Raw genomic sequence first — 25,102 nt, forward strand, 5'->3', positions numbered from 1 at the left:
AGTCCCTACACAGGTTCTGCAGGAGCTGCCGCAGGCTGCGATCTTTTCAGCCGCGCCAGTATATCGAGCCGTGCTGGAAGTTACTCCAGCGCCTTCCAGATTTCCGTCGCGTACTCGCGAATCGTCCGGTCCGAGGAGAACCAACCCATGCGCGAGGTGTTCAGCACTGCCGAGCGCCACCACTGATTGGCGTCATGCCAGTGCGCTTCCACGCGCATCTGCGCGTTCCAGTAGGAGTCGAAATCGGCGCAGACCAGGAAGCGGTCGTAGTCGATCAGCGAATCGATCAAACCGGTGTAGCGCGAGGTGTCGTCCGGCGAGAACACACCACTGCGGATCGCCTGCAACACATCGTTGAGGCGATGCGATGCAGCGATGTCCGGCAAGGCGCTGAACTCGTGGTTCTGTTTGCGCGCTTCGACCTGCTGGGCCGAAAGACCGAAGATGAACATGTGCTCGGCACCGATGCGCTCGCACATTTCCACGTTGGCGCCGTCGAGGGTGCCGATGGTCAGTGCACCGTTCAGGCCGAACTTCATGTTGCTGGTGCCCGACGCTTCGAAACCGGCTGTGGATATCTGTTCGGACAAGTCCGCCGCCGGAATGATGCTCTCCGCCAGACTGACGTTGTAGTTGGGCAGGAACACCACTTTCAGCAGCCCGCGCACGGTCGGATCGTTGTTGACCACGCGGGCGATGTCGTTGGTCAGTTTGATGATCAGCTTGGCCTGGTGATAACTCGCCGCTGCTTTACCGGCAAAGATTTTCACCCGTGGCACCCAGTCGGTTTCCGGCTCGGCACGAATTGCCTGATAAAGCGCCACGGTGTGCAACAGGTTGAGCAACTGACGCTTGTATTCGTGGATGCGCTTGACCTGCACGTCGAACAGGGCCGCCGGATTGACCGCAATCCCCAGCCTTTCGTGAATCAGATAGGCCAAAGCCTTTTTGCTGTGCAGGCGTTGCTCGGCGAAGGCTTTGCGGAACGCCGGTTTTTCGGCGAACGGCTCAAGCTCGGTCAAGCGGTCTTCGGCGTGATCAAGCACGTCCGGCCCAAGCGCATCGACCAGCATCGAGGTCAGTTCCGGGTTGGCCTGATACAGCCAGCGCCGGAAAGTAATGCCGTTGGTTTTGTTGTTGATCCGTTCCGGATACAGCTTGTGCAGCTCGGAGAACACGGTTTCGCGCATCAACTGCGTGTGCAGCCCCGACACGCCATTGACGCTGTGCGAACCGAGGAACGCGAGGTTGCCCATGCGTACTCGGCGCCCATTGTCTTCCTCGATCAGCGACACCGCCCGCAGCACGTCGAAATCGTGAATGCCTTTGGCGCGCAGCGAATCGATGTGCTGGGCGTTGATCAGATAGATGATCTGCATGTGCCGCGGCAGCATGCGTTCCATCAGGCCGACCGGCCAGGTTTCCAGCGCTTCGGGCAGCAATGTGTGGTTGGTGTACGACAGCGTATCGACGGTGACCTGCCACGCCGCGTCCCAAGCCACGTCGTAAACGTCGACCAGTTGGCGCATCAGTTCGGCGACGGCAATCGAGGGGTGCGTATCGTTGAGCTGAATCGCGGCGTGATCGCCGAGTGTCAGTACCGAGGAGTGCATGTTGCGATGACGACGCAGCAAATCCTGCAGCGACGCGGCGACGAAGAAATATTCCTGACGCAGACGCAACTCCTGCCCCGCTTCGGTGCTGTCAGCCGGGTAGAGCACGCGGGAAATACTTTCGGCGCGGGCGACTTCCGCCACCGCCCCCAAGTGATCACCGGCGTTGAAGCGTTCCAGGTGCAAATCTTCCACGGCGCGAGCGCGCCACAGGCGCAGGGTGTTGACGCTCGCCCCACGCCAGCCGACCACCGGCGTGTCGTAAGCGATGGCGCGGACGGTTTCGCCCGGTGTCCAGACTTGTTTGGATTTGCCATTTTCATCGATTACGGTTTCGACGCTGCCGCCGAAGCCGATCGGATAAGCCACTTCCGGCCGCTCGAATTCCCACGGGTTGCCGAAATCCAGCCAGTGTTCGGTCTGCTCCTGTTGCCAGCCGTCAACGATGGCCTGGCGGAACAAGCCATGCTCATAACGAATGCCGTAACCGTGGCCGGCGATGCCGAGGGTCGACATGCTTTCCATGAAGCATGCAGCCAGCCGGCCGAGGCCGCCGTTACCCAGCGCGGCATCCGGCTCGAGAATACGAATGCGCTCAAGGTCAACGCCCAGCTCAGTCAGCGCTTCGCGCGCCACATCGAGCAGGCCGAGGTTGCTCAGGCTGTCGTAGAGCAAACGGCCGATGAGGAATTCCAGCGAGAGGTAGTACACCCGCTTCTGGCCTTTGCGGTAAATCTGCCGGGTGTGATCCATCCAGTGCTCGACCATGTGATCGCGCGCCGCCAGAGCGATGGCTTCGAACCAGTCATGGTCGAAGGCGTGATCCGGGTCTTTGCCGACCGCGTAGGTGAGTTTGGTCAGGACGGCATCGCGGAATGCGGCCACCTCTGCTTCGCGAACTAGTGGTTCTTGAGTCATCGATAGGACCTCGAGCGAGCGGGAATTGTCAGAGCCTAGACGGTCTGACCGGCAGTAGGGCATGTCGTTCGGCAGTATTTCCTGTATCTGCAAGTTGGCACGGCATTCCCTTGGCGGATGCCCTGATCAATGCAGGGGCCGTGCCGATTTGTCGGCCTCGGCGTACGCAGCCGGAAAAAATCTGGCGAAAGGTTGTTCAAAAATCCACCAGTCCCGGTATGATCGCGCGCCCTGATACACACGCCTGGTAAAACCCGATGATGAAGCCCAACCTGATCGCCGCAGCCGAGATTGACCGTCTCGACACCTGGGCCAAATACACGGCACCGATGTGCGGCTCGTGCATGTCGAGCTGCTGCACGCTGCCGGTCGAGGTCAAGATCAAGGATCTGGTGCGTATCGGCGTGGTCGACGAGTTCGAACTGGGCGATCCGCCAAAGAACATCGCCAAGCGTCTGCAAAAGGACGGGCTGGTCGAACGCTTCAATCAGAAGTCGGGGATCTTCACCCTGCAGCGTATGAGCAACAACGATTGCTACTACCTGGATCGTAAAAGCCGCCTGTGCACCATTTATGACAAACGCCCGGACACTTGCCGCAACCACCCGAAGATCGGACCGCGTCCGGGGTATTGCGCGTACAAGCCGAAAGAAGTGGTGCGTGAGCAGAATTTCAAGCCGATCGAGCGCTTTTGATTTTTGTGGCGGCTGACAGGCCGCCATCGCTGGCAAGCCAGCTCCCACAGTGATTGTTGTCGTACACAGAATCCATGTCCGACTCAAAACCCTGTGGGAGCTGGCTTGCCAGCGATGGGGCGCTGAAATCAATACATAACCCCCAGACAAACAAAAACGCCCCCGGTCTCTCGACCGGGGGCGTTTTCGTTCAGCCTGAACTAATTACTCAGATCTTGGCTTTCTTGGCAGCGCGGGTACGCTCGCTTTCGTCCAGGATCTTCTTGCGAAGACGGATGGACTTAGGCGTAACTTCGCACAGCTCGTCTTCCTGGATGTATTCCAGAGCCTGTTCCAGAGTGAACTTCACTGGTGGAACCAGAGCGATGGTTTCGTCTTTACCCGAAGCACGCATGTTGTCGAGCTTCTTGCCTTTGGTTGGGTTGATACCCAGGTCGTTGTCGCGGCTGTTCTGGCCGACGATTTGACCGGTGTAGATCTCTTGACCGTGTTCAACGAACAGCTTGCCACGCGCCTGCAGAGTTTCCAGCGAGTAGGTCAGAGCCTTGCCGGTTTCAACCGAAACCAGAACGCCGTTCTGACGGCCGGACATGTGGCCCGACTTGACGGTGTCGTAGCGATCGAAGATCGAGGTCAGGATGCCAGCACCGTTGGTCAGGGTCAGGAACTGGTTACGGAAACCGATCAGACCACGAGCAGGGATGTTGTATTCCAGACGCACACGGCCTTTACCATCCGGGACCATGTTGCTCAGGTCGCCTTTACGCAGACCCATCTCTTCCATGACCTTGCCCTGCGCTTCTTCAGGGATGTCGATGGTCACGTTTTCGAACGGTTCTTGTTTAACGCCGTTCACTTCACGAATGATCACTTCCGGACGGCCCAGGGCCAGCTCGAAGCCTTCGCGACGCATGGTTTCGATCAGTACCGAGAGGTGCAGCTCACCACGGCCGGAAACCTTGAACTTGTCAGCGGTGTCGCCTTCTTCAACTTTCAGGGCAACGTTGTACAGCAGCTCTTTGTCCAGACGGTCCTTGATGTTACGGGACGTCACGAACTTGCCTTCTTTACCGCAGAATGGCGAGTCGTTTACCTGGAAGGTCATGGAAACGGTTGGCTCGTCAACGGTCAGAGGCTTCATCGCCTCGACAGTGTCCGGGTGGCACAGGGTGTCGGAGATGAACAGCGAGTCCATACCGCTGACGCAAACGATGTCGCCTGCGAAAGCTTCTTCAACGTCGATACGGTGCAGACCGTGGTGACCCATCAGCTTCAGGATACGACCGTTACGCTTCTTGCCATCAGCACCGATTGCGACAACCGGGGTGTTCGGCTTGACGCTACCACGAGCGATACGGCCAACGCCGATAACACCCAGGAAGCTGTTGTAGTCCAGTGCCGAGATTTGCATCTGGAACGGACCTTCACGGTCAACTTTTGGCGCTGGAACGTGATCGACAACCGCTTGGTACAGCGGGGTCATGTCTTCAGCCATGTCGGTGTGATCCAGACCGGCAATGCCGTTCAGGGCCGAGGCGTAAACAACCTGGAAGTCCAGTTGTTCTTCGGTAGCACCGAGGTTGTCGAACAGGTCGAAGATCTGATCCAGAACCCAGTCCGGACGCGCGCCTGGACGGTCAACCTTGTTGATCACCACGATTGGACGCAGGCCGGCTTCGAAAGCCTTTTTGGTCACGAAACGGGTTTGCGGCATAGGGCCGTCTTGAGCGTCGACCAGCAGCAGCACGGAGTCAACCATCGACATCACGCGCTCAACTTCGCCGCCGAAGTCGGCGTGGCCCGGGGTGTCCACGATGTTGATGTGGTAGCCGTTCCAGTTGATGGCGGTGTTTTTCGCCAGAATGGTAATACCGCGCTCTTTTTCCTGGTCGTTAGAGTCCATCACGCGCTCGTCGTTGAGCTCGTTGCGCTCCAGAGTGCCGGATTGACGCAAGAGTTTGTCTACCAGGGTGGTTTTACCATGGTCAACGTGAGCAATGATGGCGATGTTGCGTAGATTTTCGATCACTTGTGTATCTCGATCAGAGGATTCGGTTTGCTGACAAGTCTTGGCAGCGATTAGCAGTAGTGTCCGGCGTGGCCGTTACAGCTTGACGGCGGTGTCGGGGGGCCGGTGACGCAGGCCACAGGCAAACAGCCCCGGGCACTTAGCTCGGTCGATAAACGCGCACATTGGCATGCCCCTCACTGAGCAAATGGTGGGCATGCAGGCGACTCATCACGCCTTTGTCGCAATACAGCAGGTACTGGCGAGTAGGGTCCAGTTCCTTGAAACGTGCGTTCACTGCATAGAACGGCATCGTCTGTACCTCAATGCCGGCAAGCTCCAGCGGCTCGTCCTCAGCGGCATCCGGATGACGGATGTCGATGACGATCTGACCGGCCAGCGCTTCGCCGACTTCTTCGATTTGCAAATCCTGGCCCAATTCGTCGATCACCCGATCGATCGGCACCAGTCTGGCGTTCTCGAGCGCACGCTCAAGGACTGCCATGTCGAATTCTTTCTCTTCGTGCTCGACCCGATTGCGCTTGGCTGCGGTCTTCGGATTGACCGAAATCACGCCGCAATATTCCGGCATGTGCCGGGCGAAATCGGCGGTGCCGATTTCGTTGGCCGTGTCGATGATGTCCTGCTTGTGCGCGACGATCAGCGGTCGCAGAACAAGCTTGTCGGTCACACAGTCGATCACGGACAGGTTCGGCAGCGTCTGACTGGAAACCTGAGAGATCGCCTCGCCGGTCACCAGCGCACCGATCTGCAATCGGTCGGCGATACTGGAAGCCGCGCGCAACATCATACGCTTCAAAACGACGCCCATATGACCGTTATCGACTTTGCCGAGAATTTCTCCCAGCACTTCTTCGAACGGTACACTGACAAATAACACGCGTTGCGAGCTGCCGTACTTCTTCCAGATGAAATGCGCGACTTCCATAACCCCCAATTCGTGGGCTCGACCGCCCAGATTGAAGAAGCAGAAGTGGCTCATCAGGCCGCGGCGCATGATCTGATACGCGGCAACCGTCGAGTCAAAGCCGCCGGACATCAACACCAGCGTCTGTTCCAGCGCACCGAGCGGGTAGCCGCCGATACCATTGTGCTGGCTGTGGATCACAAACAACCGTTTGTCGCGAATTTCCATCCGGACTTCGATTTGCGGCGCTTTCAGGTCGATTCCAGCGGCACCGCACTCACGGCGCAGCTTGCTGCCGACGTATTTTTCGACATCCATCGAGCTGAAAGTGTGCTTGCCCGCACGTTTGCAGCGCACCGAAAAAATCTTCCCGGCCAGCGCATCGCCGTAGTGCTGTTTGCACTTCTCGGTGATGTCGTCGAAGTCACCCAGCGGGTACTCGTCGATCTGCAAAAAGTGCGCGATGCCCGGCATGCACGTCAGGCGCTCGCCCATCTCTTTCAGGGCCTTGGGGTCGCTGATGCGCGTTTCCAGCTCGAGATTGTCCCACACACCGTTCACCACCACGGCCGGGTCCAGATCGCGGAGCACGGTGCGGATGTTCTTGGCCAACTGGCGGATGAATTTCGTCCGGACAGGTCGGCTTTTGATGGTGATCTCGGGGAAGACTTTTACGATTAATTTCATGAAAACAGCGCGCGCAGGGCCAGCCGAAAAAGGGGGGCGCGGATTATAGCGGAAATTGCTCAAGGTTTAACCAGTTAATGTGCAGAAGGTTTTGCCTGCACCAAAACAGGTCATTTCCGGTAAATGACGCTACATTAGAGGGCGGGTTTTTCTATATTTCGAAGCTTTGCACCTTTATAAGCGTGAATACGGGGCAAAAAACCCATGCTGGGGCACTGGCATGCAATTTGCTCCCTTGTGAGGCAGGTTGCCTTGGCAGAGTATTCGCGCCGGCATCACCACTATTAAGGGCATCCACTACCCGCCCTAATTCACCCGGAGGACACTATGTCGAAGTCGGTTCAACTCATCAAAGATCATGACGTCAAGTGGATTGATCTGCGCTTCACGGACACCAAAGGCACTCAGCACCACGTGACCATGCCGGCTCGCGATGCGCTGGAAGACGACTTCTTCGAAGTCGGCAAGATGTTCGACGGTTCCTCCATCGCTGGCTGGAAAGGCATCGAAGCCTCCGACATGATCCTGCTGCCGGACGACGATTCTGCCGTTCTCGATCCGTTCACCGAAGAGCCGACCCTGATCCTGGTCTGCGACATCATCGAACCTTCGACCATGCAAGGTTACGATCGCGACCCGCGCGCCATCGCCCACCGCGCCGAGGAATACCTGAAGACCACCGGTATCGGTGACACCGTTTTCTGCGGTCCTGAGCCAGAGTTCTTCATCTTCGACGAAGTGAAGTTCAAGTCCGACATCTCCGGTTCGATGTTCAAAATCTTCTCCGAGCAAGGCTCGTGGATGTCCGACCAGGACGTGGAAGGCGGCAACCGCGGCCACCGTCCAGGCGTGAAAGGCGGCTACTTCCCGGTTCCGCCGTTCGACCACGACCACGAAATCCGTACCTCGATGTGCAACGCACTGGAAGAGATGGGTCAAGTCGTTGAAGTTCACCACCACGAGGTGGCAACTGCCGGTCAGAACGAAATCGGTGTCAAGTTCAACACCTTGGTGAAGAAAGCTGACGAAGTTCAGACACTGAAATACGTTGTGCACAACGTTGCCGACGCTTACGGCCGCACCGCTACCTTCATGCCGAAGCCGCTGTACGGCGACAACGGTTCGGGTATGCACGTGCACATGTCCATCTCCAAAGATGGCAAGAACACCTTCGCTGGCGAAGGCTATGCCGGCCTGTCGGAAACCGCTCTGTACTTCATCGGCGGCATCATCAAGCACGGTAAGGCGCTGAACGGCTTCACCAACCCGGCTACCAACTCGTACAAGCGTCTGGTGCCAGGCTTCGAAGCTCCGGTAATGCTTGCCTACTCGGCGCGCAACCGTTCCGCCTCGATCCGTATTCCTTACGTCAACAGCCCTAAAGGCCGTCGTATCGAAGCACGTTTCCCGGATCCGGCTGCCAACCCGTACCTGGCTTTCGCAGCGCTGCTGATGGCTGGCCTCGACGGCATCCAGAACAAAATCCACCCAGGCGATGCTGCCGACAAAAACCTGTACGACCTGCCGCCTGAAGAGGCGAAAGAGATCCCACAAGTTTGCGGCAGCCTGAAAGAAGCTCTGGAAGAGCTGGACAAGGGCCGTGCGTTCCTGACCAAGGGCGGCGTGTTCTCCGACGACTTCATCGATGCTTACATCGCGCTGAAAAGCGAAGAAGAAATCAAGGTCCGCACCTTCGTACACCCACTGGAATATGAGCTGTACTACAGCTGCTGATCAGGTAGCGCCGCGCTACGCGGCGTGACAAAAAAGAGGCCTCCTTCGGGAGGCCTTTTTTGTGCCTGCGCATCCATGGATAATCCGCCGCTCTCGCGCCCCCGCCCGGCGCCTTGACGAAAGGATTCGTATGAAGTGGTTGTGGTTGTTCGCCCTGACGCTCGGCATTGGCTGCTCAACTGTCAGCGCCACCGAGTTTTATGAAAACAAGTCGCTGGCGCATCCGCTGATTCAGGGATTGCAGGAGAGTTCGGCGACGCTGGCGTTCATCAAGGAAGCGGGCGGTGTGAAAGGCTACTACTGCGCTTGCGAAGCTCCGGGAGAACGCCCGCAGTTGCTCGACGACTTCGGCCCGGCGACCATCGAATCGGTTTTTCTGCTGGCACTGGACAGTGAAGCACCAACTCGCTTCGTTCTATTCCGGCAAAAAGCCGCGTACCGGATTTACGCTTACAAATTCGACGTTAATGATCATCTCTATCATCGTGTCACGGCTTTGCAAAAAGGCCTCGACCGCATCACTGCCGGCAAGAAGCAGCTGGACGCTCTGACAGTCAAGAAAGCCCTGAACCAACTCACGCCAGCCAACTACCGCTTCCACTACGCTCCATCGGGTATTGCCGAGTTCGACCAACTCGACCTCAGCGCAGGAACGCTGGTCGGCTACTTCGATCAGCAAACCAGGCCACTCGACATCAACACACCCGGCGCTGACCAGCACTACTTCAAAAAGACCTATCAGGAAAAAGACCGACGCTTTCTCACCGTCACGTTCTGGCGCGGCATCGAATCACCACTCAACGACGGCAACCGTACGCTGTACAACTATCAGGTCAGCCGCATGGCTTGGGAAACCGCGCCCGCGATGTTCAATGGCAGCCCGGAAGGCGAGTCGGTTTCATATAACTACGGAGAGATCGATGGCCGGGGCGCCTACAAAAATGGCCTGCGCGTGGGCGCCTGGTCTTTTGCCAAAGAATATAAATACTCGGGCAGCGGCAACTTTGTCGCGGGCAAACGCCAGGGTGAATGGAGCGAAACCGAGTATTCGAAAACCTTCACCGGACAGTATGTTGATGACGTGCGAGAGGGACGCTGGGCAATCCTCGACGACGGCGACGCTGATAACACCGTGACCGGGTTCCAGACTTACCTGCACGGCGTACTCGACGGCCCGAGTGAAGAAATCACCGGCACTGTCACCGAGCGCGGCAACTATCGCGACGGCAAGCGCGCAGGCCCGTGGCTGACCGAAGCTGGCACCGGCTCTTTCGAAAATGGCCTGAAAAACGGTCCATGGACCCTCAAGACCGACAAAGGCCACAACCAGAACGTGAACTTTGTCGCGGGCAAGAAAGAAGGTGAGCTGCGCGAAACCGATACCAACGGGGTCTTGGTCCTGATTGAGCATCACAAAGCCGATGTATTGTCGGGCACCCAAGAGTTCTACAACCCTGATGGCAAACTTGTGAACTTGCGCAATTACGAAAACGGCAAAAAAGAAGGCCGCGCGCTGGATTACAGCAACGACGGCAGCGCTCTGATCAATGACATTTCCTGGCACAACGATGAGCGCGAAGGCCCGTATCTGACCTTCTTGCGCGACGGCACTCCCGCCGCAGTCGGACGTTTCGAGCTGCGACGCTTTGTCGGCCTGATGAAAAAATACGACGAACAGGAAGTCCTGTACGAAGAGTCGAACTGGTGCCGTTTCGACAAGGATGGTCACCCGACGGTCGACCGCTGTGGAATAACTCGACATTTCACCCATGGAAAACTGTCGTCGGAGACGGACTATCTCTACGGCGATCGGCAAGCCTCAACCGACTACGACTATGAAACCGGGCGCAAGACCAGCGAGACAATCATTGGCGACAACGACCAGATCAGCGACATCAACTATTACGACAACGGGCAGGTCGAATGCCGAAAAAATCGAGTGGGATTCAGTCTGCTGAACATTAATCAGCGACAAGTCAAAACCTATGAGCACGCGGGCTACCTGACTGGCGAGCAACTGTGCTATCACCGTAACGGCGTGGTCAAAAGCCGTGCGTTTTACGACAAAGGTCCGGTCGGGTGCACTGTGCTTTACAACGAAACCGGCCAGCAAACCTACCCTAGTCCTGAGGGCTGTCCGAAACCCGTGATACCGGTCGGAAAGCAGAAACGTATGCTCAATTTCAGCAGTTAAAGGCTGCTCAAAACCGACCGGTTTATGTGATCGGATGTTGAACCGACCGAGTCAACCGTCGCTCGCTGGCCTATGCTGCACCCACTCTCATCGTTCACCGGTCGATTCCATGGGTCGTGGTTTTCTATTCCTGTCGCTGCTGATCGCTCTGCCCGCCGCAGCGCAGATCTACAAATACACCGACGCCAGCGGCAACACGGTGTACAGCGATCATGCACCGGACGGCGTGCAGGCGCAGCCGGTGGAGTTGCCGCCGCTCAATCGCGTCGAGCCGCAGTCGCCGAGCTCTCCGGCGCCGCCAGTCACGGATAACCGCGAACAGCCGCGCAAAACCTACGAGATTCTGGAACTGGGAGGCTTGCCCACCGAAGAAGCCCTGCGCGCCAACAACGGCACCTTTACCGTCACCGTGCTGATCAAGCCGCGCCTGCAACCGCCGCATCAATTGCGCCTGCTTCTGGATGATCAGCCGTACGGCCAACCGAGCAACGTGCCGATCCTGCAACTGGTGAATGTCGACCGTGGCGAGCATCGGCTGGCGGTGCAGGTGATCGACGGTGAAGCGATCATCCAGCAAAGCCCCGCAGCGGTGTTTACCGTGCAGAGAGTGCACAAGCCATGAAGCGCTGGGGAATTGGGGTTCTGTTGGGGCTGATCGCGCTGTCAGCGTCGGCCGAGGTGTTTACCTACATTGATGCGCAGGGTAACCGGGTGTTTACCGACCAGCCGACCCACGGCAAAGCCAAGCGTGTGCCGCTGCCAACCAGCAACCGCATGTCGGCCAACCCCACCGGCGCCCTGCCGATCACCAGCGCAAAACAAACGCCCGAATTACCGCTGTTCCGTTACGACATGCTGCGTCTGCTGATCCCGGAACCTGATGTAACCATCCGCAGCAGTGCCGGCGAGTTGATCGTCAGCGTCACCAGCGAACCCGGCCTGCAAGCCGGGCACCGCTACCGTTTGCTGCTCGACGGTCAGGCGATTGGCAGACCCGGCCTCAGCCCGGTTTTCCCACTGAGCAACATCGACCGGGGCAGCCACAACCTGTCGGTGGAAATCCTCGACGCCCAAGGGCGGACGGTCGAAAAAACCGCCAATCAGCCGTTCCACATGCTGCGCATCTCGCTGACACAGAAACGTCAGGTCAAACCTTGCGTCGCTGACGACTACGGCATGCGCCCGGAATGCCCGCTGAAAGACAAACCCGCAGAACCGAAAAACCCCTTCCTGCGTTTCTTCTAACGCTGTTCAGCTTTGCGCACTATATTGGTGCGCAAGGCTACACCGTACTCACATTGCAGCCCATTTTGGTTCGAAACTACCCGTTGGAGCTGGCCACCTGCCACGCAAACGAGCGTCAAACGCCCGTTTCAGTGGTCGAGCGCTTCTTTTCGGAGCCTTGGTTTGGTTTTTGCATTTTCCGTTTACCGACGCTTGTTTCCTGCGCACGCTCCGCTGCAAAAGAGGTCCTGATGACCATTAGCGACGCACTACACCGTTTGCTGCTCGACAACCTGACCACCGCCACCATCCTGCTCGATGCCGAACTGCGCCTCGAGTACATGAACCCGGCGGCGGAGATGCTGCTGGCCATCAGCGGCCAGCGCAGCCATGGCCAGTTCATCAGTGAGCTGTTCACTGAGTCCACAGAGGCGCTCAACTCGCTCCGCCAGGCCGTGGAACAGGCGCACCCGTTCACCAAACGCGAAGCGATGCTCACCGCCCTCACCGGCCAGACCCTGACTGTGGATTACGCGGTGACGCCAATCCTCAGCAACGGCGCGACGCTGCTGTTGCTCGAAGTGCATCCGCGTGACCGCCTGCTGCGGATCACCAAGGAAGAGGCGCAGTTGTCGAAGCAGGAAACCAGCAAGATGCTGGTGCGCGGCCTCGCCCACGAAATCAAGAATCCACTCGGCGGCATCCGTGGCGCCGCGCAATTACTGGCCCGGCAACTACCGGAGGACAGCCTGCGTGATTACACCAACGTGATCATCGAGGAGGCTGACCGCCTGCGCAATCTGGTCGACCGCATGCTCGGTTCGAACAAGCTGCCCTCGCTGGCGCTGTGCAACGTACATGAAGTATTGGAGCGCGTTTGCCATCTGGTCGAGGCCGAGAGTCAGGGCTGCATCACCTTGGTGCGCGATTACGATCCGAGCATTCCTGATGTGTTGATCGACCGCGAGCAGATGATTCAGGCGGTGTTGAACATCGTGCGTAACGCGATGCAGGCGATCAGCAGCCAGAACGAGCTGCGCCTGGGCCGCATCAGCCTGCGTTCGCGGGCCATGCGCCAGTTCACCATTGGCCACATCCGCCATCGCCTGGTGACCAAGATTGAAATCATCGACAACGGTCCGGGCATTCCGCCGGAACTGCAGGAAACCATTTTTTTTCCGATGGTCAGCGGCCGTCCGGACGGTACCGGGCTAGGCCTCGCCATTACCCAGAACATCATCAGCCAGCACCAGGGCCTGATCGAGTGTGACAGCCACCCAGGCCACACCACCTTCTCGATCTTTCTGCCACTGGAACAAGGAGCCACATCGACATGAGCCGTAGTGAAACCGTGTGGATCGTCGATGACGACCGTTCAATCCGTTGGGTGCTGGAAAAAGCCCTGCAACAAGAAGGCATGACCACCCAGAGCTTCGACAGCGCCGATGGCGTGATGAGCCGTCTCGCGCGTCAGCAACCGGATGTGATCATCTCCGATATCCGCATGCCGGGTGCCAGTGGCCTCGATCTGCTGGCGCGGATTCGCGAGCAACACCCACGTTTGCCGGTCATCATCATGACCGCTCACTCCGATCTGGACAGCGCGGTCGCCTCCTATCAGGGCGGCGCGTTCGAGTACCTGCCAAAACCGTTCGACGTTGATGAAGCGGTATCGCTGGTCAAGCGCGCCAATCAACACGCGCAAGAACAGCAAGGCCTGGAAGTGGTGCCAGCCCTGACCCGCACCCCGGAAATCATCGGCGAAGCGCCGGCGATGCAGGAAGTGTTTCGCGCCATCGGCCGCTTGAGCCACTCCAACATCACCGTGCTGATCAACGGCGAATCCGGCACCGGTAAAGAACTGGTAGCCCACGCCCTGCACCGCCACAGCCCGCGCGCGGCCTCGCCTTTTATTGCGCTGAACATGGCGGCGATTCCGAAAGATCTGATGGAATCCGAGCTGTTCGGCCATGAGAAAGGCGCATTCACCGGTGCGGCCAACTTGCGCCGTGGTCGTTTTGAACAGGCGGATGGCGGCACGCTGTTCCTCGATGAAATCGGCGACATGCCGGCGGATACCCAGACGCGCTTGCTGCGGGTTTTGGCCGATGGCGAGTTTTATCGGGTGGGCGGGCATGTGCCGGTCAAGGTCGATGTGCGCATCATCGCCGCGACGCACCAGAATCTGGAAACCCTGGTACACGCCGGGAAATTCCGTGAGGACTTGTTCCATCGCCTCAACGTGATCCGTATCCACATCCCGCGCCTGTCGGATCGTCGCGAAGACATACCGACCCTGGCCAGGCATTTCCTCAGCCGCGCCGCGCAAGAACTCGCGGTCGAGCCGAAGCTGCTGAAAAGCGAGACCGAGGAATACCTGAAAAACCTGCCCTGGCCGGGCAACGTGCGTCAGTTGGAGAACACCTGCCGCTGGATCACCGTGATGGCGTCGGGACGCGAAGTACACGTCAGCGACCTGCCGCCGGAACTGCTGAACCTGCCGCAGGATTCGGCACCGGTGACCAACTGGGAGCAAGCATTGCGTCAGTGGGCCGATCAGGCCTTGGCGCGCGGGCAATCGAGCCTGCTCGACAGCGCGGTGCCGGCGTTTGAGCGGATCATGATCGAGACGGCGCTGAAGCATACAGCCGGGCGTCGGCGGGATGCGGCGGTGTTGCTGGGTTGGGGGCGCAATACTCTGACGCGCAAGATCAAGGAATTGGGGATGAAGGTTGATGGTGGGGATGATGATGAGGGCGAAGAGGGTTAATCAACCTTCAACCGTCTCGCTCGCGATGTCGCAAGGGCCAGCGTGCACCATCGCAATGCGCTCTGACCCGCAATTGCGCACGGCAGCCCATTGTTATTTCTGCAATTGACCCGCAAAAAAACCGACGTAAGACACACGAAAGCCCCGAATCCCGGGGCTTTCGCATTTCTATCGAGCCATTTTGTTTCGCCATATTAAAACCTGGCACGGCCCCTGCAATACCTCAATCAGGTGATTCGATTCACCACCCGTTTCGGGGGCCTTGGTACAGGCAGGCCGGGGATTCCCCTCTTTACATCGGACTCATCGAGTCCACCCTTTTGGGGCCCTTGATACAGGCAGGTCAGGGGTTCCTTCTTTACACCGGCTCAGCCCGCATTGCGATGAGCCCGCCCGTTTTGGGAACCTTGGTACAGGCAGGCCGGGGATTCCCTCTTTTATTTATCGCGCAGACGAATCTCCAGCCGCCAGCGGTCGTCGAGCTGTTTGCCGACCCACTCGCCTTGCAGCGGCCGCGCGGCCACCAGCGTCAGCAACAAGCCCTTGTCACTCAATCGCGTCCGCCAGTTCACGTCCTTGCCGTCGAGCTTGAGCTGGCCTTTCTGCGCCTTGCCCTCCGCTTCGAACAACAACGCCACGCTGCCGTCGACGATCTCGCCGTGCAGCTTCGGTTCGTTGTTGAACCACACCAGCAAGCCACCATCGACCACCTCGACCTGCTGCAAGACGCTCGGGTCCGGCGTGGTCAACCGACCAATCATCAGCCCGACCATCACACCGACAATTGCCAGCGAAGCAATCACGCGCGGGAATAGTTTCGAACGCCGATCCGTTGGCGGCGTAGAATGCGCGTCATCTTTACCTGCGGAGCCGTGCATGTTTCACGTCATCCTTTTTCAACCAGAAATTCCGCCGAATACCGGCAACGTTATCAGGCTGTGCGCCAACAGCGGCTGCCACCTGCATTTGATCGAACCGCTGGGCTTCGACATGGACGACAAACGTCTGCGTCGCGCCGGCCTCGACTATCACGAGTATGCCACTCTCCAGCGCCACGCCGACCTTGCCAGTTGCCTGGAAAGCCTCGGCCATCCACGGCTGTTCGCGTTCACCACCAAGGGTTCGCGGCCGTTTCATGATGCGGCGTTCGTGCCGGGCGATGCGTTCATCTTCGGCCCGGAAAGCCGTGGCTTGCCGCCGGAAGTGCTCGACGCCCTGCCGTCCGAACAGCGCCTGCGCCTGCCGATGCGTGAAGGCTGCCGCAGCTTGAATCTGTCGAACACCGTCGCCGTGGCGGTGTACGAAGCTTGGCGGCAGAACGACTTCAAATAATTTTCGCCTGACACAAACAATCGCGGGCAAGCCCGCTCCCACAGGTTTTGCACAATCCTGTGGGAGCGGGCTTGCCCGCGATTTTCAGCAGCGCCGTTTATTGAACGGTTGGCGTCTCGCCGCTTTCCTGCATACGCTGCAGTTCTTGCGCGTACAGGGCGTCGAAGTTCACCGGGGCCAGCATCAGAGCCGGGAACGAGCCACGGGTGACCAGACTGTCCAGCGTCTCGCGAGCATACGGGAACAGGATGTTCGGGCAGAACGCGCCCAGGGTGTGGCTCATCGAAGCCGCATCGAGGTTCTTGATCAGGAAGATACCGGCCTGCTGCACTTCAGCAATGAAGGCCACTTCTTCACCGTTCTTGACGGTCACCGACAGGGTCAGCACGACTTCGTAGAAATCGCCTTCCAGTTGCTTTTGGCGGGTGTTCAGATCCAGACCGACCTGCGGGTCCCACTGCTGGCGGAAGATCGCCGGGCTTTTCGGGGCTTCGAAGGACAAGTCACGTACGTAGATGCGCTGCAAGGAGAATTGCGGTGCGGTTTCTTCTTCGCTGGCTGCAGTGTTCTGTTGGTCAGTCATCTCAGATCCTTTCTGATCTTGGGTCTTTTAGGGTTCTTGGTGTGCGGTCGAGTATGCAGGTCAAGCCTTGAGCAGCGCGTCGAGCTTGCCGGCGCGCTCGAGGGCAAACAAATCATCACAGCCGCCAACGTGCTTGTCGCCGATCCAGATCTGCGGCACAGACGTGCGCCCGGCCTTCTGGGCCATGGCGGCACGCACCTGCGGCTTGCCATCGACCTTGATCTCTTCGAAGGCCACGCCTTTGTTCACGAGCAGATGCTTGGCTCGCGAACAGTAAGGGCAGTAATCGCTGGAGTAGACGATGACTTGAGTCATTTCACTTCACCAGCGGCAGGTTGTCGCCTTTCCAGCTGGAGATCCCGCCGGACAGCTTGCCGGCGGTGAAGCCGGATTTCATCAGCTCGCGAGCGTGAGTGCCAGCGGTCTGGCCCAGGGCGTCGACCAGAATGATGGTCTTGGCCTTGTGCTTTTCCAGCTCAGCGACACGCGCGGCCAGTTTGTCTTGAGGAATATTGATCGCGCCAACGATGTGGCCAGCGGCGAAATCCTTGTTCGAACGGATGTCCACCACAATGCCTGCGTCCTTGTTGACCAGTGCGGTCAGTTCGCCGGTGCTCAGGCTTTTACCGCCGCCCTGCATCGTGTGCGCCAGCAGCAGTGCCAGCAGTACGACGAAGATACCGACAAGAATGTAGTGGTTAGTGGCAAATTCAATCAGGTGAGCAACCATCGAAGGAGGTTCCAGGGCGTTAAAATGTCGGCCAGTATACACAGCCACTATGGTCGGCCAAACCCCGTCCGGCGGTGACGCGGTCGGAACTTCGCTTTAAACTCCAACTCCCTTTTCCATCGCCCTCTTATTAACTCAGCCACGAGTGGATTCCATGACTACCACGCCTAAACCTTTGGTCCTGATCATCCTCGACGGCTTCGGTCACAGCGACAGCCCTGAATCCAACGCCGTATTTGCCGCGAACAAGCCTGTGCTGGATCGCCTGACAGCCAATCAGCCGAACGGCCTGATTTCGGGCAGTGGCATGGACGTCGGCCTGCCGGACGGCCAGATGGGCAACTCGGAAGTCGGCCACATGAACCTTGGCGCCGGGCGCGTGGTGTATCAGGACTTCACTCGCGTGACCAAATCGATCCGCGACGGCGAGTTCTTCGAGAACCCGACCATCTGCGCCGCTGTGGATAAAGCCGTGGCCGCCGGCAAAGCCGTGCACTTCATGGGCCTGCTGTCCGATGGCGGCGTGCACAGCCACCAGGATCATCTGGTCGCCATGGCTGAGCTGGCGTTCAAGCGCGGCGCTGAAAAAATCTACCTGCACGCCTTCCTCGACGGTCGCGACACCCCGCCGAAAAGCGCACAGTCGTCGATCGAACTGCTCGACGCGACCTTCCAGGCACTCGGCAAGGGTCGCATCGCCAGCATCGTCGGGCGTTATTTCGCCATGGATCGCGATAACCGCTGGGATCGCGTATCCCAGGCCTACAACCTGATCGTCGATGGCAACGGCGAATTCAACGCCGCCACCGCTCAGGAAGGCCTGGAAGCCGCCTATGCGCGTGGCGAGAGCGACGAGTTCGTCAAAGCCACCAGCATCGGTGAGCCGGTCAAGGTCGAAGACGGCGACGCCGTGGTGTTCATGAACTTCCGCGCCGACCGTGCCCGCGAGCTGACTCGCGTATTCGTCGAAGACGATTTCAACGAGTTCGAACGCGCGCGCCAGCCAAAACTGGCCGGTTTCGTCATGCTCACCCAATACGCCGCCAGCATTCCTGCGCCTTCGGCCTTCGCCGCCGGCAGCCTGGAAAACGTGCTCGGCGACTATCTGGCGAAAAACGGCAAAACCCAGCTGCGCATCGCCGAAACCGAAAAATATGCCCACGTGACCTTCTTCTTCTCCGGTGGCCGTGAAGAACCGTTCCCGGGCGAAGAACGCATTCTGATCCCGTCGCCAAAAGTCGCTACTTATGACTTGCAGCCGGAAATGAGCGCGCCGGAAGTTACCGACCGCATCGTCGATGCCATCGAAAACCAGCGTTACGACGTGATCGTGGTCAACTACGCCAACGGCGACATGGTCGGCCACAGCGGCGTGTTTGACGCTGCGGTGAAGGCTGTTGAATGCCTGGATCTGTGCGTTGGCCGTATCGTCGAGGCGCTGGAAAAGGTTGGCGGCGAAGCACTGATCACCGCCGACCACGGCAATGTCGAGCAAATGGCCGATGAGTCCACCGGTCAAGCGCACACCGCGCACACCACCGAGCCGGTGCCGTTCATCTATGTCGGCAAGCGTGACTTGAAAGTACGTGAAGGCGGCGTGCTGGCGGACGTGGCACCAACCATGCTCAAGCTGCTGGGCATGGAAAAGCCGACTGAAATGACCGGGACTTCGATTCTGGTGTAATTCGCCGGATCAAACACCGCAAAACCCTGTGGGAGCTGAATTGTGGCGAGGGGATTTATCCCCGTTCGGCTGCGTAGCAGTCGTGAAATCTTCGCATGCGGTATGCAAAACGCACCGTGACAGCAGATTTTGGGGCGGCTTCGCCACCCAACGGGGATAAATCCCCTCGCCACAGTTCGCTTCTACAAAGGTTTTTGGCGTTTTTCAGCCCAGTTATCACACAGCCCCAATTGGGCGTTTTTTTTGCCGCGTGGGGCGGGCATACTAGGCCGTCTCTTACCCTGGTGCCGCCCGCCTCTATGCTTCGCCTCCTGATCGCCCTTGCTCTGACATGCCTGCTCCAACCGGCCTTCGCTGACGAGCGCGCGCAAACCCAACAACAGTTGGACGCCACGCGTCAGGACATCGCCGAGCTGAAAAAACTGCTGGGCAAGCTCCAGGAAGAAAAATCCGGGGTGCAGAAAGACCTCAAGGGCACCGAAACCGAGATGGGCAAGCTCGAGAAACAGGTCGATGCCCTGCAAAAAGAGCTGAAGAAAAGCGAATCCGAGCTGCAGCGACTCGATGCGGAGAAAAAAAAACTCCAGAGCGCGCGCACTGAACAGCAACGACTGATCGCCATCCAGGCCCGTGCGGCCTATCAGAACGGCCGGCAGGAATACCTCAAGCTGCTGCTCAACCAGCAGAACCCCGAGAAATTCGCCCGCACCCTGACCTATTACGACTACCTGAGCCAGGCCCGCCTGGAGCAGTTGAAAAACTTCAATGAAACCCTGCGCCAACTGGCTAATGTCGAAAAAGACATCGGCGCGCAGCAAGCGCAGTTGCTGTCACAGAAAAGCGACCTCGACACCCAGCGCGACGCACTCGACAAGGTGCGCAAAGAGCGCCAGCAAGTGTTGGCCAAGCTCAACGACGACGTGAAGGCCCGCGATCAGAAACTCGCCGCCCGCGAGCAGGATCAGGCAGACCTGTCTAAAGTCCTTAAAACCATTGAGGAAACCCTGGCTCGCCAGGCTCGTGAGGCAGAAGAAGCGCGGCAGAAAGCGCTCATTGCCCAGCAGGAAGCCGAAAAAAAGCGTTTACGTGAGGCCCAGGCTGAGGCGGACGCGAAATCCGACACCAGCGACGCCCCACGCAAACCCGCCAGACCAACACCCGGCGCACTGGTTTCCAGCAGCGGGGAGACCTTCGGTGGCGCATTTTCGGCAACTCGGGGAAAACTTCCCTGGCCAGTTGATGGTCGACTGCTGGCACGCTTCGGCGAAACCCGTGGCGACGATGTGCGCACCAAATGGGACGGCGTGATGATCAGCGCCTCCGCCGGCAGCCAGGTGCATGCCGTACACGGCGGGCGCGTGGTGTTTGCCGATTGGCTGCGTGGCGCCGGCTTGCTGGTGATCCTCGACCACGGCAACGGGTTTCTAAGTCTTTATGGTCACAACCAGACGCTGCTCAAGTCGGCCGGTGACGTAGTAAAAGCCGGTGAGTCCATCTCCACTGTCGGCAACAGCGGCGGACAGGACACACCAGCACTGTATTTCGCAATTCGTCAGCAGGGTCACCCGAGTGATCCGGCGCAATGGTGTCGTGCGCAAGGATAAGCGCACCATCTAATTCAGGAGTTCGTTCGACATGCTGCATTTGTCCCGCCTTACCTCGCTGGCCCTGACGATCGCTCTGGTGATCGGCGCGCCTCTGGCGTTTGCCGCTCAACCGGCTCCGGCCGTCGCTCCGGCAGGCACGGCCGCGACCTCCAAGGCGCCATTGCCGCTGGAAGAGTTGCGCACCTTTGCCGAGGTCATGGACCGGATCAAGGCAGCCTATGTCGAGCCGGTAGACGACAAGACCCTGCTGGAAAACGCCATCAAGGGCATGCTCAGCAACCTCGATCCGCATTCGGCCTACCTCGGCCCGGAAGACTTCGCTGAATTGCAGGAAAGCACCAGCGGCGAATTCGGCGGTCTGGGCATCGAAGTCGGCGCTGAAGACGGCTTTATCAAAGTCGTGTCGCCAATCGACGACACCCCGGCGTCGAAGGCCGGTATTCAGGCCGGTGACTTCATCGTCAAGATCAATGGCGCGCCGACTCGCGGCCAGACCATGACCGAAGCCGTGGACAAGATGCGCGGCAAGATCGGCCAGAAAATCACCCTGACTCTGGTGCGCGATGGCGGCACGCCGTTCGACGTGACCCTGGCCCGCGCAGTGATTCAGGTGAAGAGCGTCAAGGCGCAACTCCTGGAGTCGGGCTACGGCCTGATCCGCATCACCCAGTTCCAGGTCAAGACTGGCGAAGAGGTCTCCAAGGCCTTGGCCAAGCTGCGCAAGGACAACGGCAAGAAGCTCAAAGGCGTGATCCTCGACCTGCGCAACAACCCGGGCGGCGTGCTGCAAGCGGCGGTGGAAGTGGTCGACCACTTCATCACCAAAGGCCTGATCGTCTACACCAAGGGCCGGATCGCCAACTCCGAACTGCGCTTCTCCGCCACCGGCAAAGACGAAAGCGAAGCGGTGCCAATGGTTGTGCTGATCAACGGTGGCAGCGCCTCGGCCTCGGAAATCGTCGCCGGTGCCTTGCAGGATCAGAAACGCGCCGTAGTGATGGGTACCACCAGTTTCGGCAAAGGCTCGGTACAAACCGTGCTGCCGCTGAACAACGACCGCGCGCTGAAGATCACCACCGCGTTGTACTTCACGCCGAACGGCCGCTCGATTCAGGCCCAGGGCATCGTGCCAGACATCGAAGTGCGCAAGGCCAAGATCACCAGCGAGCAGGACGGCGAATACTTCAAGGAAGCCGATCTGCAAGGTCACCTCGGCAATGGCAACGGCGGCGCGGACAAACCGACCGGTTCCGGCGCCAAGCCGAAAGCCATGCCGCAGGATGACGATTACCAGTTGGCCCAGGCCCTGAGCCTGCTCAAAGGCCTGAGCATCACCTCCGGCCGTTGAGGATGGGTCTGCGCTTCACGCTCGCCCTGTTGTGCCTGCTGACAGGTTTTGCTCACGCAGAACCTGTCGGCTCCAAGCCTCACAAGGTCTACCTGAGCCTGATCATCGATGATCTGGGGCAAAGCCTGCCCCGCGATCGTCGTGTCCTCGCCCTGCCCGGCCCGGTGACGGCGGCGATCATGCCTGACACCCCGCACGCCACTGAGTTTGCCCGCGAGGCCCATCGCGCCGGCAAGATCGTGATTCTGCACATGCCCATGGATCCGGCCACCGGCCCGTTCGCCTGGCACCCTGAATTGCCTATCGAAGAACTGCAAAAACGCCTCGACGCCGCATTCAAAATGGTCCCGTACACCGCTGGCATCAACAACCATATGGGCAGTCGCATGACTGCGCAGCCGGTGGCCATGGCCTGGTTGATGGCTGAGTTGCAGCGGCGGCACAAATTCTTTGTCGACAGTCGTACCAGCGCTCAGACCGTTGCAGCGCAGCAGGCGCAGAAGATCGATCTGGCGAGTGTTTCGCGCGACGTGTTTCTCGATGACGAACGCACCGAAGCAGCGATTTTCACGCAGTTGCAGACTGCGATCAGCCTCGCTCGCAAGCAGGGTTCGGCAGTGATGATCGGTCATCCCTATCCACAGACACTCGCCGTGCTTGAGCGCGAGTTGCCCAAGCTCAAGGCGCAAGGCATCGAGTGGATCGACATCAAACAGATGATCAGCGTGCGCAGCAATCGCGCCACGGCTGCGCATGGCAAAGACGGAACCTATCGGTAACAAACCGACACACGCCTATAAATAGTTACCGCCCCACGCCCCAGGTAATTCCAGATATTGAGACCTGCAACAGGTCGCGACCGTGAGTCGCTTTCACTATCAGGAATGACCATGAACAATGAGAACACGCAAACAACGGCCGACAGGCCAATGCAGTCGATCACGGTTGATAACCTGCTGATCAACTTCACGACCGAGTTCCAGCGGGTCTGGACCTGCAACAGTTCCACTGCAAAACCCTGTGCCTTCTGGCGCCCGACCCCCGCCCCTGACTTGCTGCCGGGGTACTTCCCGCTTGGCGACGTCGCCATCTCCGGCGACGGCAATATCAATGGCGGCAGGATCGTGGCGGTTGTCTGCGAGGGACCGGCGGCGAGCGCCGATGCACAGCGGCGCAAAGCACTCAGCCCGCCCGATGACTTTGAGCAGGTCTGGAGCGATACAGGCTCGAATCCCGCCGGTGGTACGTTGTGGCTACCACTGGCTCAGGAAGGTTATGTAGCACTGGGTCTGGTGAGCTCCATCAACGACGAAAAGCCTTCATTGAATGCAGTCCGCTGCGTGCGTGAAGACCTCGTAACCGCGGCCAGCGTTGGCGCTTTGATCTGGGATGACCAAGGCAGTCGCGCTAATCAGGGTTTCAGCGTCTGGAGCGTAGATCCTCCGCTTGCGGAGGCAGGCGAGATCAACTTCGCGCCAGGAACTTTCGTCAGCTCCAATAACCACGACCGACCAGTCACCGATGTCGAAGTGTATTCACTGCGAATGCAGATCCCGGTAGAGATCAATCCGGGGCCGGAACTTCCGATACTGTCTGGCTTTGCAGCGCCCGAAGCGCATGAACCGACGCAGCCGACTCAAGTAGCCAAACTGCCCTGGTTCGCGGTCGAAGACCACGGTCAGCCGCCCGCACAACGCCTGCGAGAATCGCCGTATTACTATCTGCAAAGGACGGATCGTTATGTGCTCATCGGCTCGAGCCATAACCAGGGGGACAAAAACGGCCTGGTCACATGGACCTTGCGCCGAGTGAAGAGCCGCCGGGACATGCGGCTGTTCACGCGCATCAGCGCTGTGCAGATCCCGAGTGCATGGCCACTCCCGGGGTCGGACGTTGAACGACCGATAAAATTCTCGGCCAAATTGAGCGAAGAATTCACCCACACCCAAACTTCAATCAGTGGATGGACAACTCCGGACATCGGGGCAGTTGCCGCCAACGTCGCAAAAAACACGATGATGGCGCTGTATCAACTGCAAAGTAACTACGACTTGTGGCGGGAAAACCGTACAGAAACAGCTATCAACTTCATGTACTCCGATAGCGAGAGCCTGTGCTGGCTGCAATATCCACCTGAAGACGCGACTGAGGGCCTGGCGGCGCCGACGCCGACGCCTGTGGCAGAGCTGCCTCAGTTGCCCGAACTGCCGGAGGTGCCGGATATTACAAATACCGCGCCATGATGTCGTCGACCACGCCTTCCTTGCGCAGTTGATCAAGCGCAGCCTGTAGCTTGGCGACCACCTCGTCCGGCACGTCTTTATTCAGCGCCAGATAGAGTTCGGCGCTGTTGAAGCGCAGCACGGTTTTCAGCCCGGTGACTCCGTCCTGGCGCGCCAGATAGCGCCCGGCCGGGTCGCCGGTAGCCCACAGGTCAATCTGGCCATTGATGAGTTTTTTCGCGTTGTCCTGATCGCGCAAAACGACGACGGGCTTGAGACCCTGCTTGCTCAGGGTCTCGGCAATCGCATCACCCTTGTACGCGCCGATCTTGTACTTGCGCGCATCATTGAGGGTTTCGAGGGTGATCTTGCTGTCGGGTTTGGCCAGCAGAATCCAGTCATCCGGGCCGATCGGGCCAACCCATTTGAAGAGCTTTTCGCGATCCGGCAGCCGTGCCATGACGAATGCGCCGTAGCCGGGATTTTCCAGGGCGAGTTTGTAGACACGCTCCCATGGGAATCGCAGGGTCAGGCTGTAAGTGAGTTCGGCGCGCTTGAACATCTCGCGGACGATGTCCGTGGCGATGCCATTGATGTTCTCGTCCTGAGCGAAATTCTTGCCGTTCTTCGCCATGTTGTATGGCGGGAAGTTTTCGGTGAGGAGCACCAGATCGGTGTCGGGACTGTCCCCGGCATGGGCCGTGTTGAGCAACAACACAGAAGCACTGGCGAGGGCGAGAAGCAGGCGTTTGATCATGTCGGGCTACCGAAATCCATGGCGTGCCCAAGAGTGCCTTGGGTACGCCATGCTGTCCACTGGCCTGT

The 25,102-nt window shown here is 58.9% G+C and carries 21 protein-coding genes and 1 pseudogene; 13 read left to right on the top strand and 9 right to left on the bottom strand.

What is annotated here, in order from left to right; genetic code table 11:
• Nucleotides 1-46: 46 nt before the first annotated feature.
• Nucleotides 47-103, bottom strand: a pseudogene (locus ACP7BN_RS04075) (hypothetical protein); the annotation flags it as partial.
• Nucleotides 81-2,531, bottom strand: a complete 2,451-nt coding sequence (locus ACP7BN_RS04080; RefSeq protein WP_426201831.1) for a glycogen/starch/alpha-glucan phosphorylase — start codon at nucleotides 2,529-2,531, stop codon at nucleotides 81-83. The pseudogene ACP7BN_RS04075 and the gene ACP7BN_RS04080, both read right to left, overlap by 23 nt.
• Nucleotides 2,532-2,788: 257 nt before the next feature.
• Between ACP7BN_RS04080 and ACP7BN_RS04085 the strand changes: the two genes are divergently transcribed.
• Nucleotides 2,789-3,226, top strand: a complete 438-nt coding sequence (locus tag ACP7BN_RS04085; protein WP_420646848.1) for a YkgJ family cysteine cluster protein — start codon at nucleotides 2,789-2,791, stop codon at nucleotides 3,224-3,226.
• Nucleotides 3,227-3,434: 208 nt separating this feature from the next.
• Here ACP7BN_RS04085 and typA read toward each other — a convergent pair whose 3' ends face one another.
• Entirely contained in the window at nucleotides 3,435-5,255 is a 1,821-nt protein-coding gene (typA, locus tag ACP7BN_RS04090; RefSeq protein ID WP_420646847.1) for a translational GTPase TypA, read from the bottom strand.
• A 139-nt stretch (nucleotides 5,256-5,394) separates the two neighbouring features.
• Nucleotides 5,395-6,849: a tRNA uracil 4-sulfurtransferase ThiI gene (thiI, locus tag ACP7BN_RS04095; RefSeq protein WP_426201834.1), complete on the bottom strand. Its 1,455-nt coding sequence runs from the start codon at nucleotides 6,847-6,849 to the stop codon at nucleotides 5,395-5,397.
• A 327-nt stretch (nucleotides 6,850-7,176) separates the two neighbouring features.
• Here thiI and glnA point away from each other — a divergent pair, with 327 nt between their 5' ends.
• The 6 genes from glnA (at nucleotide 7,177) to ntrC (ending at nucleotide 14,771) form a co-directional block, all read left to right on the top strand.
• Nucleotides 7,177-8,583, top strand: a complete 1,407-nt coding sequence (gene glnA / locus ACP7BN_RS04100; protein WP_420646845.1) for a glutamate--ammonia ligase — start codon at nucleotides 7,177-7,179, stop codon at nucleotides 8,581-8,583.
• A 130-nt stretch (nucleotides 8,584-8,713) separates the two neighbouring features.
• A complete protein-coding gene (locus ACP7BN_RS04105; RefSeq protein ID WP_426201836.1) occupies nucleotides 8,714-10,777 on the top strand; it encodes a hypothetical protein in 2,064 nt (687 codons plus the stop codon).
• 109 nt (nucleotides 10,778-10,886) lie between these two features.
• On the top strand, nucleotides 10,887-11,399 hold the full coding sequence (locus ACP7BN_RS04110; RefSeq protein ID WP_426201838.1) for a DUF4124 domain-containing protein: 513 nt from the start codon (nucleotides 10,887-10,889) through the stop codon (nucleotides 11,397-11,399).
• A complete protein-coding gene (locus ACP7BN_RS04115) occupies nucleotides 11,396-12,022 on the top strand; it encodes a DUF4124 domain-containing protein (RefSeq protein ID WP_426201840.1) in 627 nt (208 codons plus the stop codon). The genes ACP7BN_RS04110 and ACP7BN_RS04115 overlap by 4 nt, the downstream gene beginning before the upstream one ends.
• Before the next feature lie 230 nt (nucleotides 12,023-12,252).
• Nucleotides 12,253-13,338: a nitrogen regulation protein NR(II) gene (glnL, locus tag ACP7BN_RS04120; protein WP_426201842.1), complete on the top strand. Its 1,086-nt coding sequence runs from the start codon at nucleotides 12,253-12,255 to the stop codon at nucleotides 13,336-13,338.
• Nucleotides 13,335-14,771 carry a nitrogen regulation protein NR(I) gene (ntrC, locus tag ACP7BN_RS04125; RefSeq protein WP_420651274.1) on the top strand — a complete coding sequence of 479 codons (1,437 nt, stop codon included), beginning with the start codon at nucleotides 13,335-13,337 and terminating at the stop codon, nucleotides 14,769-14,771. Before glnL ends, ntrC begins: the two co-directional genes overlap by 4 nt.
• Nucleotides 14,772-15,208: 437 nt before the next feature.
• Here the strand turns inward: ntrC and ACP7BN_RS04130 are convergent, their stop codons facing one another.
• On the bottom strand, nucleotides 15,209-15,649 hold the full coding sequence (locus ACP7BN_RS04130) for a hypothetical protein (protein WP_420646839.1): 441 nt from the start codon (nucleotides 15,647-15,649) through the stop codon (nucleotides 15,209-15,211).
• Here ACP7BN_RS04130 and ACP7BN_RS04135 point away from each other — a divergent pair.
• On the top strand, nucleotides 15,648-16,103 hold the full coding sequence (locus ACP7BN_RS04135; RefSeq protein ID WP_426201844.1) for a tRNA (cytidine(34)-2'-O)-methyltransferase: 456 nt from the start codon (nucleotides 15,648-15,650) through the stop codon (nucleotides 16,101-16,103). The two genes, ACP7BN_RS04130 and ACP7BN_RS04135, sit on opposite strands and share 2 nt — an antisense overlap.
• 97 nt (nucleotides 16,104-16,200) lie before the next feature.
• Here the strand turns inward: ACP7BN_RS04135 and secB are convergent, their stop codons facing one another.
• Genes secB through ACP7BN_RS04150 form a run of 3 tightly spaced genes read right to left on the bottom strand, consistent with a single transcriptional unit; the run spans nucleotide 16,201 to nucleotide 17,416 of the window.
• Nucleotides 16,201-16,686 (bottom strand): protein-export chaperone SecB, encoded by a 486-nt coding sequence (gene secB / locus ACP7BN_RS04140; protein ID WP_420646837.1) that lies wholly within the window; start codon nucleotides 16,684-16,686, stop codon nucleotides 16,201-16,203.
• Nucleotides 16,687-16,746: 60 nt separating this feature from the next.
• The gene (grxC, locus tag ACP7BN_RS04145) at nucleotides 16,747-17,001 is read right to left on the bottom strand and encodes a glutaredoxin 3 (RefSeq protein ID WP_420646836.1); all 255 of its coding nucleotides are present in this window, start codon (nucleotides 16,999-17,001) and stop codon (nucleotides 16,747-16,749) included.
• Between the two features lies 1 nt (nucleotide 17,002).
• On the bottom strand, nucleotides 17,003-17,416 hold the full coding sequence (locus tag ACP7BN_RS04150; protein WP_420646835.1) for a rhodanese-like domain-containing protein: 414 nt from the start codon (nucleotides 17,414-17,416) through the stop codon (nucleotides 17,003-17,005).
• Nucleotides 17,417-17,570: 154 nt separating this feature from the next.
• Here ACP7BN_RS04150 and gpmI point away from each other — a divergent pair, with 154 nt between their 5' ends.
• The 5 genes from gpmI to ACP7BN_RS04175 all read left to right on the top strand — a co-directional run bounded on the left by gpmI (nucleotide 17,571) and on the right by ACP7BN_RS04175 (nucleotide 24,298).
• Nucleotides 17,571-19,100: a 2,3-bisphosphoglycerate-independent phosphoglycerate mutase gene (gene gpmI / locus ACP7BN_RS04155; RefSeq protein ID WP_426201847.1), complete on the top strand. Its 1,530-nt coding sequence runs from the start codon at nucleotides 17,571-17,573 to the stop codon at nucleotides 19,098-19,100.
• Between the two features lie 299 nt (nucleotides 19,101-19,399).
• Nucleotides 19,400-20,704 (top strand): murein hydrolase activator EnvC family protein, encoded by a 1,305-nt coding sequence (locus tag ACP7BN_RS04160; protein WP_426201849.1) that lies wholly within the window; start codon nucleotides 19,400-19,402, stop codon nucleotides 20,702-20,704.
• A 31-nt stretch (nucleotides 20,705-20,735) separates the two neighbouring features.
• On the top strand, nucleotides 20,736-22,055 hold the full coding sequence (locus ACP7BN_RS04165; RefSeq protein ID WP_420646832.1) for a S41 family peptidase: 1,320 nt from the start codon (nucleotides 20,736-20,738) through the stop codon (nucleotides 22,053-22,055).
• Nucleotides 22,056-22,057: 2 nt separating this feature from the next.
• On the top strand, nucleotides 22,058-22,834 hold the full coding sequence (locus ACP7BN_RS04170; RefSeq protein WP_426201851.1) for a divergent polysaccharide deacetylase family protein: 777 nt from the start codon (nucleotides 22,058-22,060) through the stop codon (nucleotides 22,832-22,834).
• A gap of 111 nt (nucleotides 22,835-22,945) precedes the next feature.
• Nucleotides 22,946-24,298, top strand: coding sequence for a Vps62-related protein (locus tag ACP7BN_RS04175; protein WP_426201853.1), 1,353 nt, complete (start codon nucleotides 22,946-22,948; stop codon nucleotides 24,296-24,298).
• Here ACP7BN_RS04175 and ACP7BN_RS04180 read toward each other — a convergent pair.
• On the bottom strand, nucleotides 24,279-25,034 hold the full coding sequence (locus ACP7BN_RS04180; protein WP_426201855.1) for a substrate-binding periplasmic protein: 756 nt from the start codon (nucleotides 25,032-25,034) through the stop codon (nucleotides 24,279-24,281). The genes ACP7BN_RS04175 and ACP7BN_RS04180 overlap by 20 nt on opposite strands.
• Nucleotides 25,035-25,102 lie beyond the last annotated feature (68 nt).

Source organism: Pseudomonas sp. TWP3-1 (assembly GCF_049896625.1).
Taxonomy (GTDB): domain Bacteria; phylum Pseudomonadota; class Gammaproteobacteria; order Pseudomonadales; family Pseudomonadaceae; genus Aquipseudomonas.

Coding starts and splice junctions, on each gene's coding strand:
- ACP7BN_RS04080 (WP_426201831.1), bottom strand. CDS start 2,531: ATGACTCAAGAACCACTAGTTCGCGAAGCAGAGGTGGCCGCATTCCGC.
- ACP7BN_RS04085 (WP_420646848.1), top strand. CDS start 2,789: ATGATGAAGCCCAACCTGATCGCCGCAGCCGAGATTGACCGTCTCGAC.
- thiI (WP_426201834.1), bottom strand. CDS start 6,849: ATGAAATTAATCGTAAAAGTCTTCCCCGAGATCACCATCAAAAGCCGA.
- glnA (WP_420646845.1), top strand. CDS start 7,177: ATGTCGAAGTCGGTTCAACTCATCAAAGATCATGACGTCAAGTGGATT.
- ACP7BN_RS04105 (WP_426201836.1), top strand. CDS start 8,714: ATGAAGTGGTTGTGGTTGTTCGCCCTGACGCTCGGCATTGGCTGCTCA.
- ACP7BN_RS04110 (WP_426201838.1), top strand. CDS start 10,887: ATGGGTCGTGGTTTTCTATTCCTGTCGCTGCTGATCGCTCTGCCCGCC.
- ACP7BN_RS04115 (WP_426201840.1), top strand. CDS start 11,396: ATGAAGCGCTGGGGAATTGGGGTTCTGTTGGGGCTGATCGCGCTGTCA.
- glnL (WP_426201842.1), top strand. CDS start 12,253: ATGACCATTAGCGACGCACTACACCGTTTGCTGCTCGACAACCTGACC.
- ntrC (WP_420651274.1), top strand. CDS start 13,335: ATGAGCCGTAGTGAAACCGTGTGGATCGTCGATGACGACCGTTCAATC.
- ACP7BN_RS04135 (WP_426201844.1), top strand. CDS start 15,648: ATGTTTCACGTCATCCTTTTTCAACCAGAAATTCCGCCGAATACCGGC.
- ACP7BN_RS04130 (WP_420646839.1), bottom strand. CDS start 15,649: ATGCACGGCTCCGCAGGTAAAGATGACGCGCATTCTACGCCGCCAACG.
- secB (WP_420646837.1), bottom strand. CDS start 16,686: ATGACTGACCAACAGAACACTGCAGCCAGCGAAGAAGAAACCGCACCG.
- grxC (WP_420646836.1), bottom strand. CDS start 17,001: ATGACTCAAGTCATCGTCTACTCCAGCGATTACTGCCCTTACTGTTCG.
- ACP7BN_RS04150 (WP_420646835.1), bottom strand. CDS start 17,416: ATGGTTGCTCACCTGATTGAATTTGCCACTAACCACTACATTCTTGTC.
- gpmI (WP_426201847.1), top strand. CDS start 17,571: ATGACTACCACGCCTAAACCTTTGGTCCTGATCATCCTCGACGGCTTC.
- ACP7BN_RS04160 (WP_426201849.1), top strand. CDS start 19,400: ATGCTTCGCCTCCTGATCGCCCTTGCTCTGACATGCCTGCTCCAACCG.
- ACP7BN_RS04165 (WP_420646832.1), top strand. CDS start 20,736: ATGCTGCATTTGTCCCGCCTTACCTCGCTGGCCCTGACGATCGCTCTG.
- ACP7BN_RS04170 (WP_426201851.1), top strand. CDS start 22,058: ATGGGTCTGCGCTTCACGCTCGCCCTGTTGTGCCTGCTGACAGGTTTT.
- ACP7BN_RS04175 (WP_426201853.1), top strand. CDS start 22,946: ATGAACAATGAGAACACGCAAACAACGGCCGACAGGCCAATGCAGTCG.
- ACP7BN_RS04180 (WP_426201855.1), bottom strand. CDS start 25,034: ATGATCAAACGCCTGCTTCTCGCCCTCGCCAGTGCTTCTGTGTTGTTG.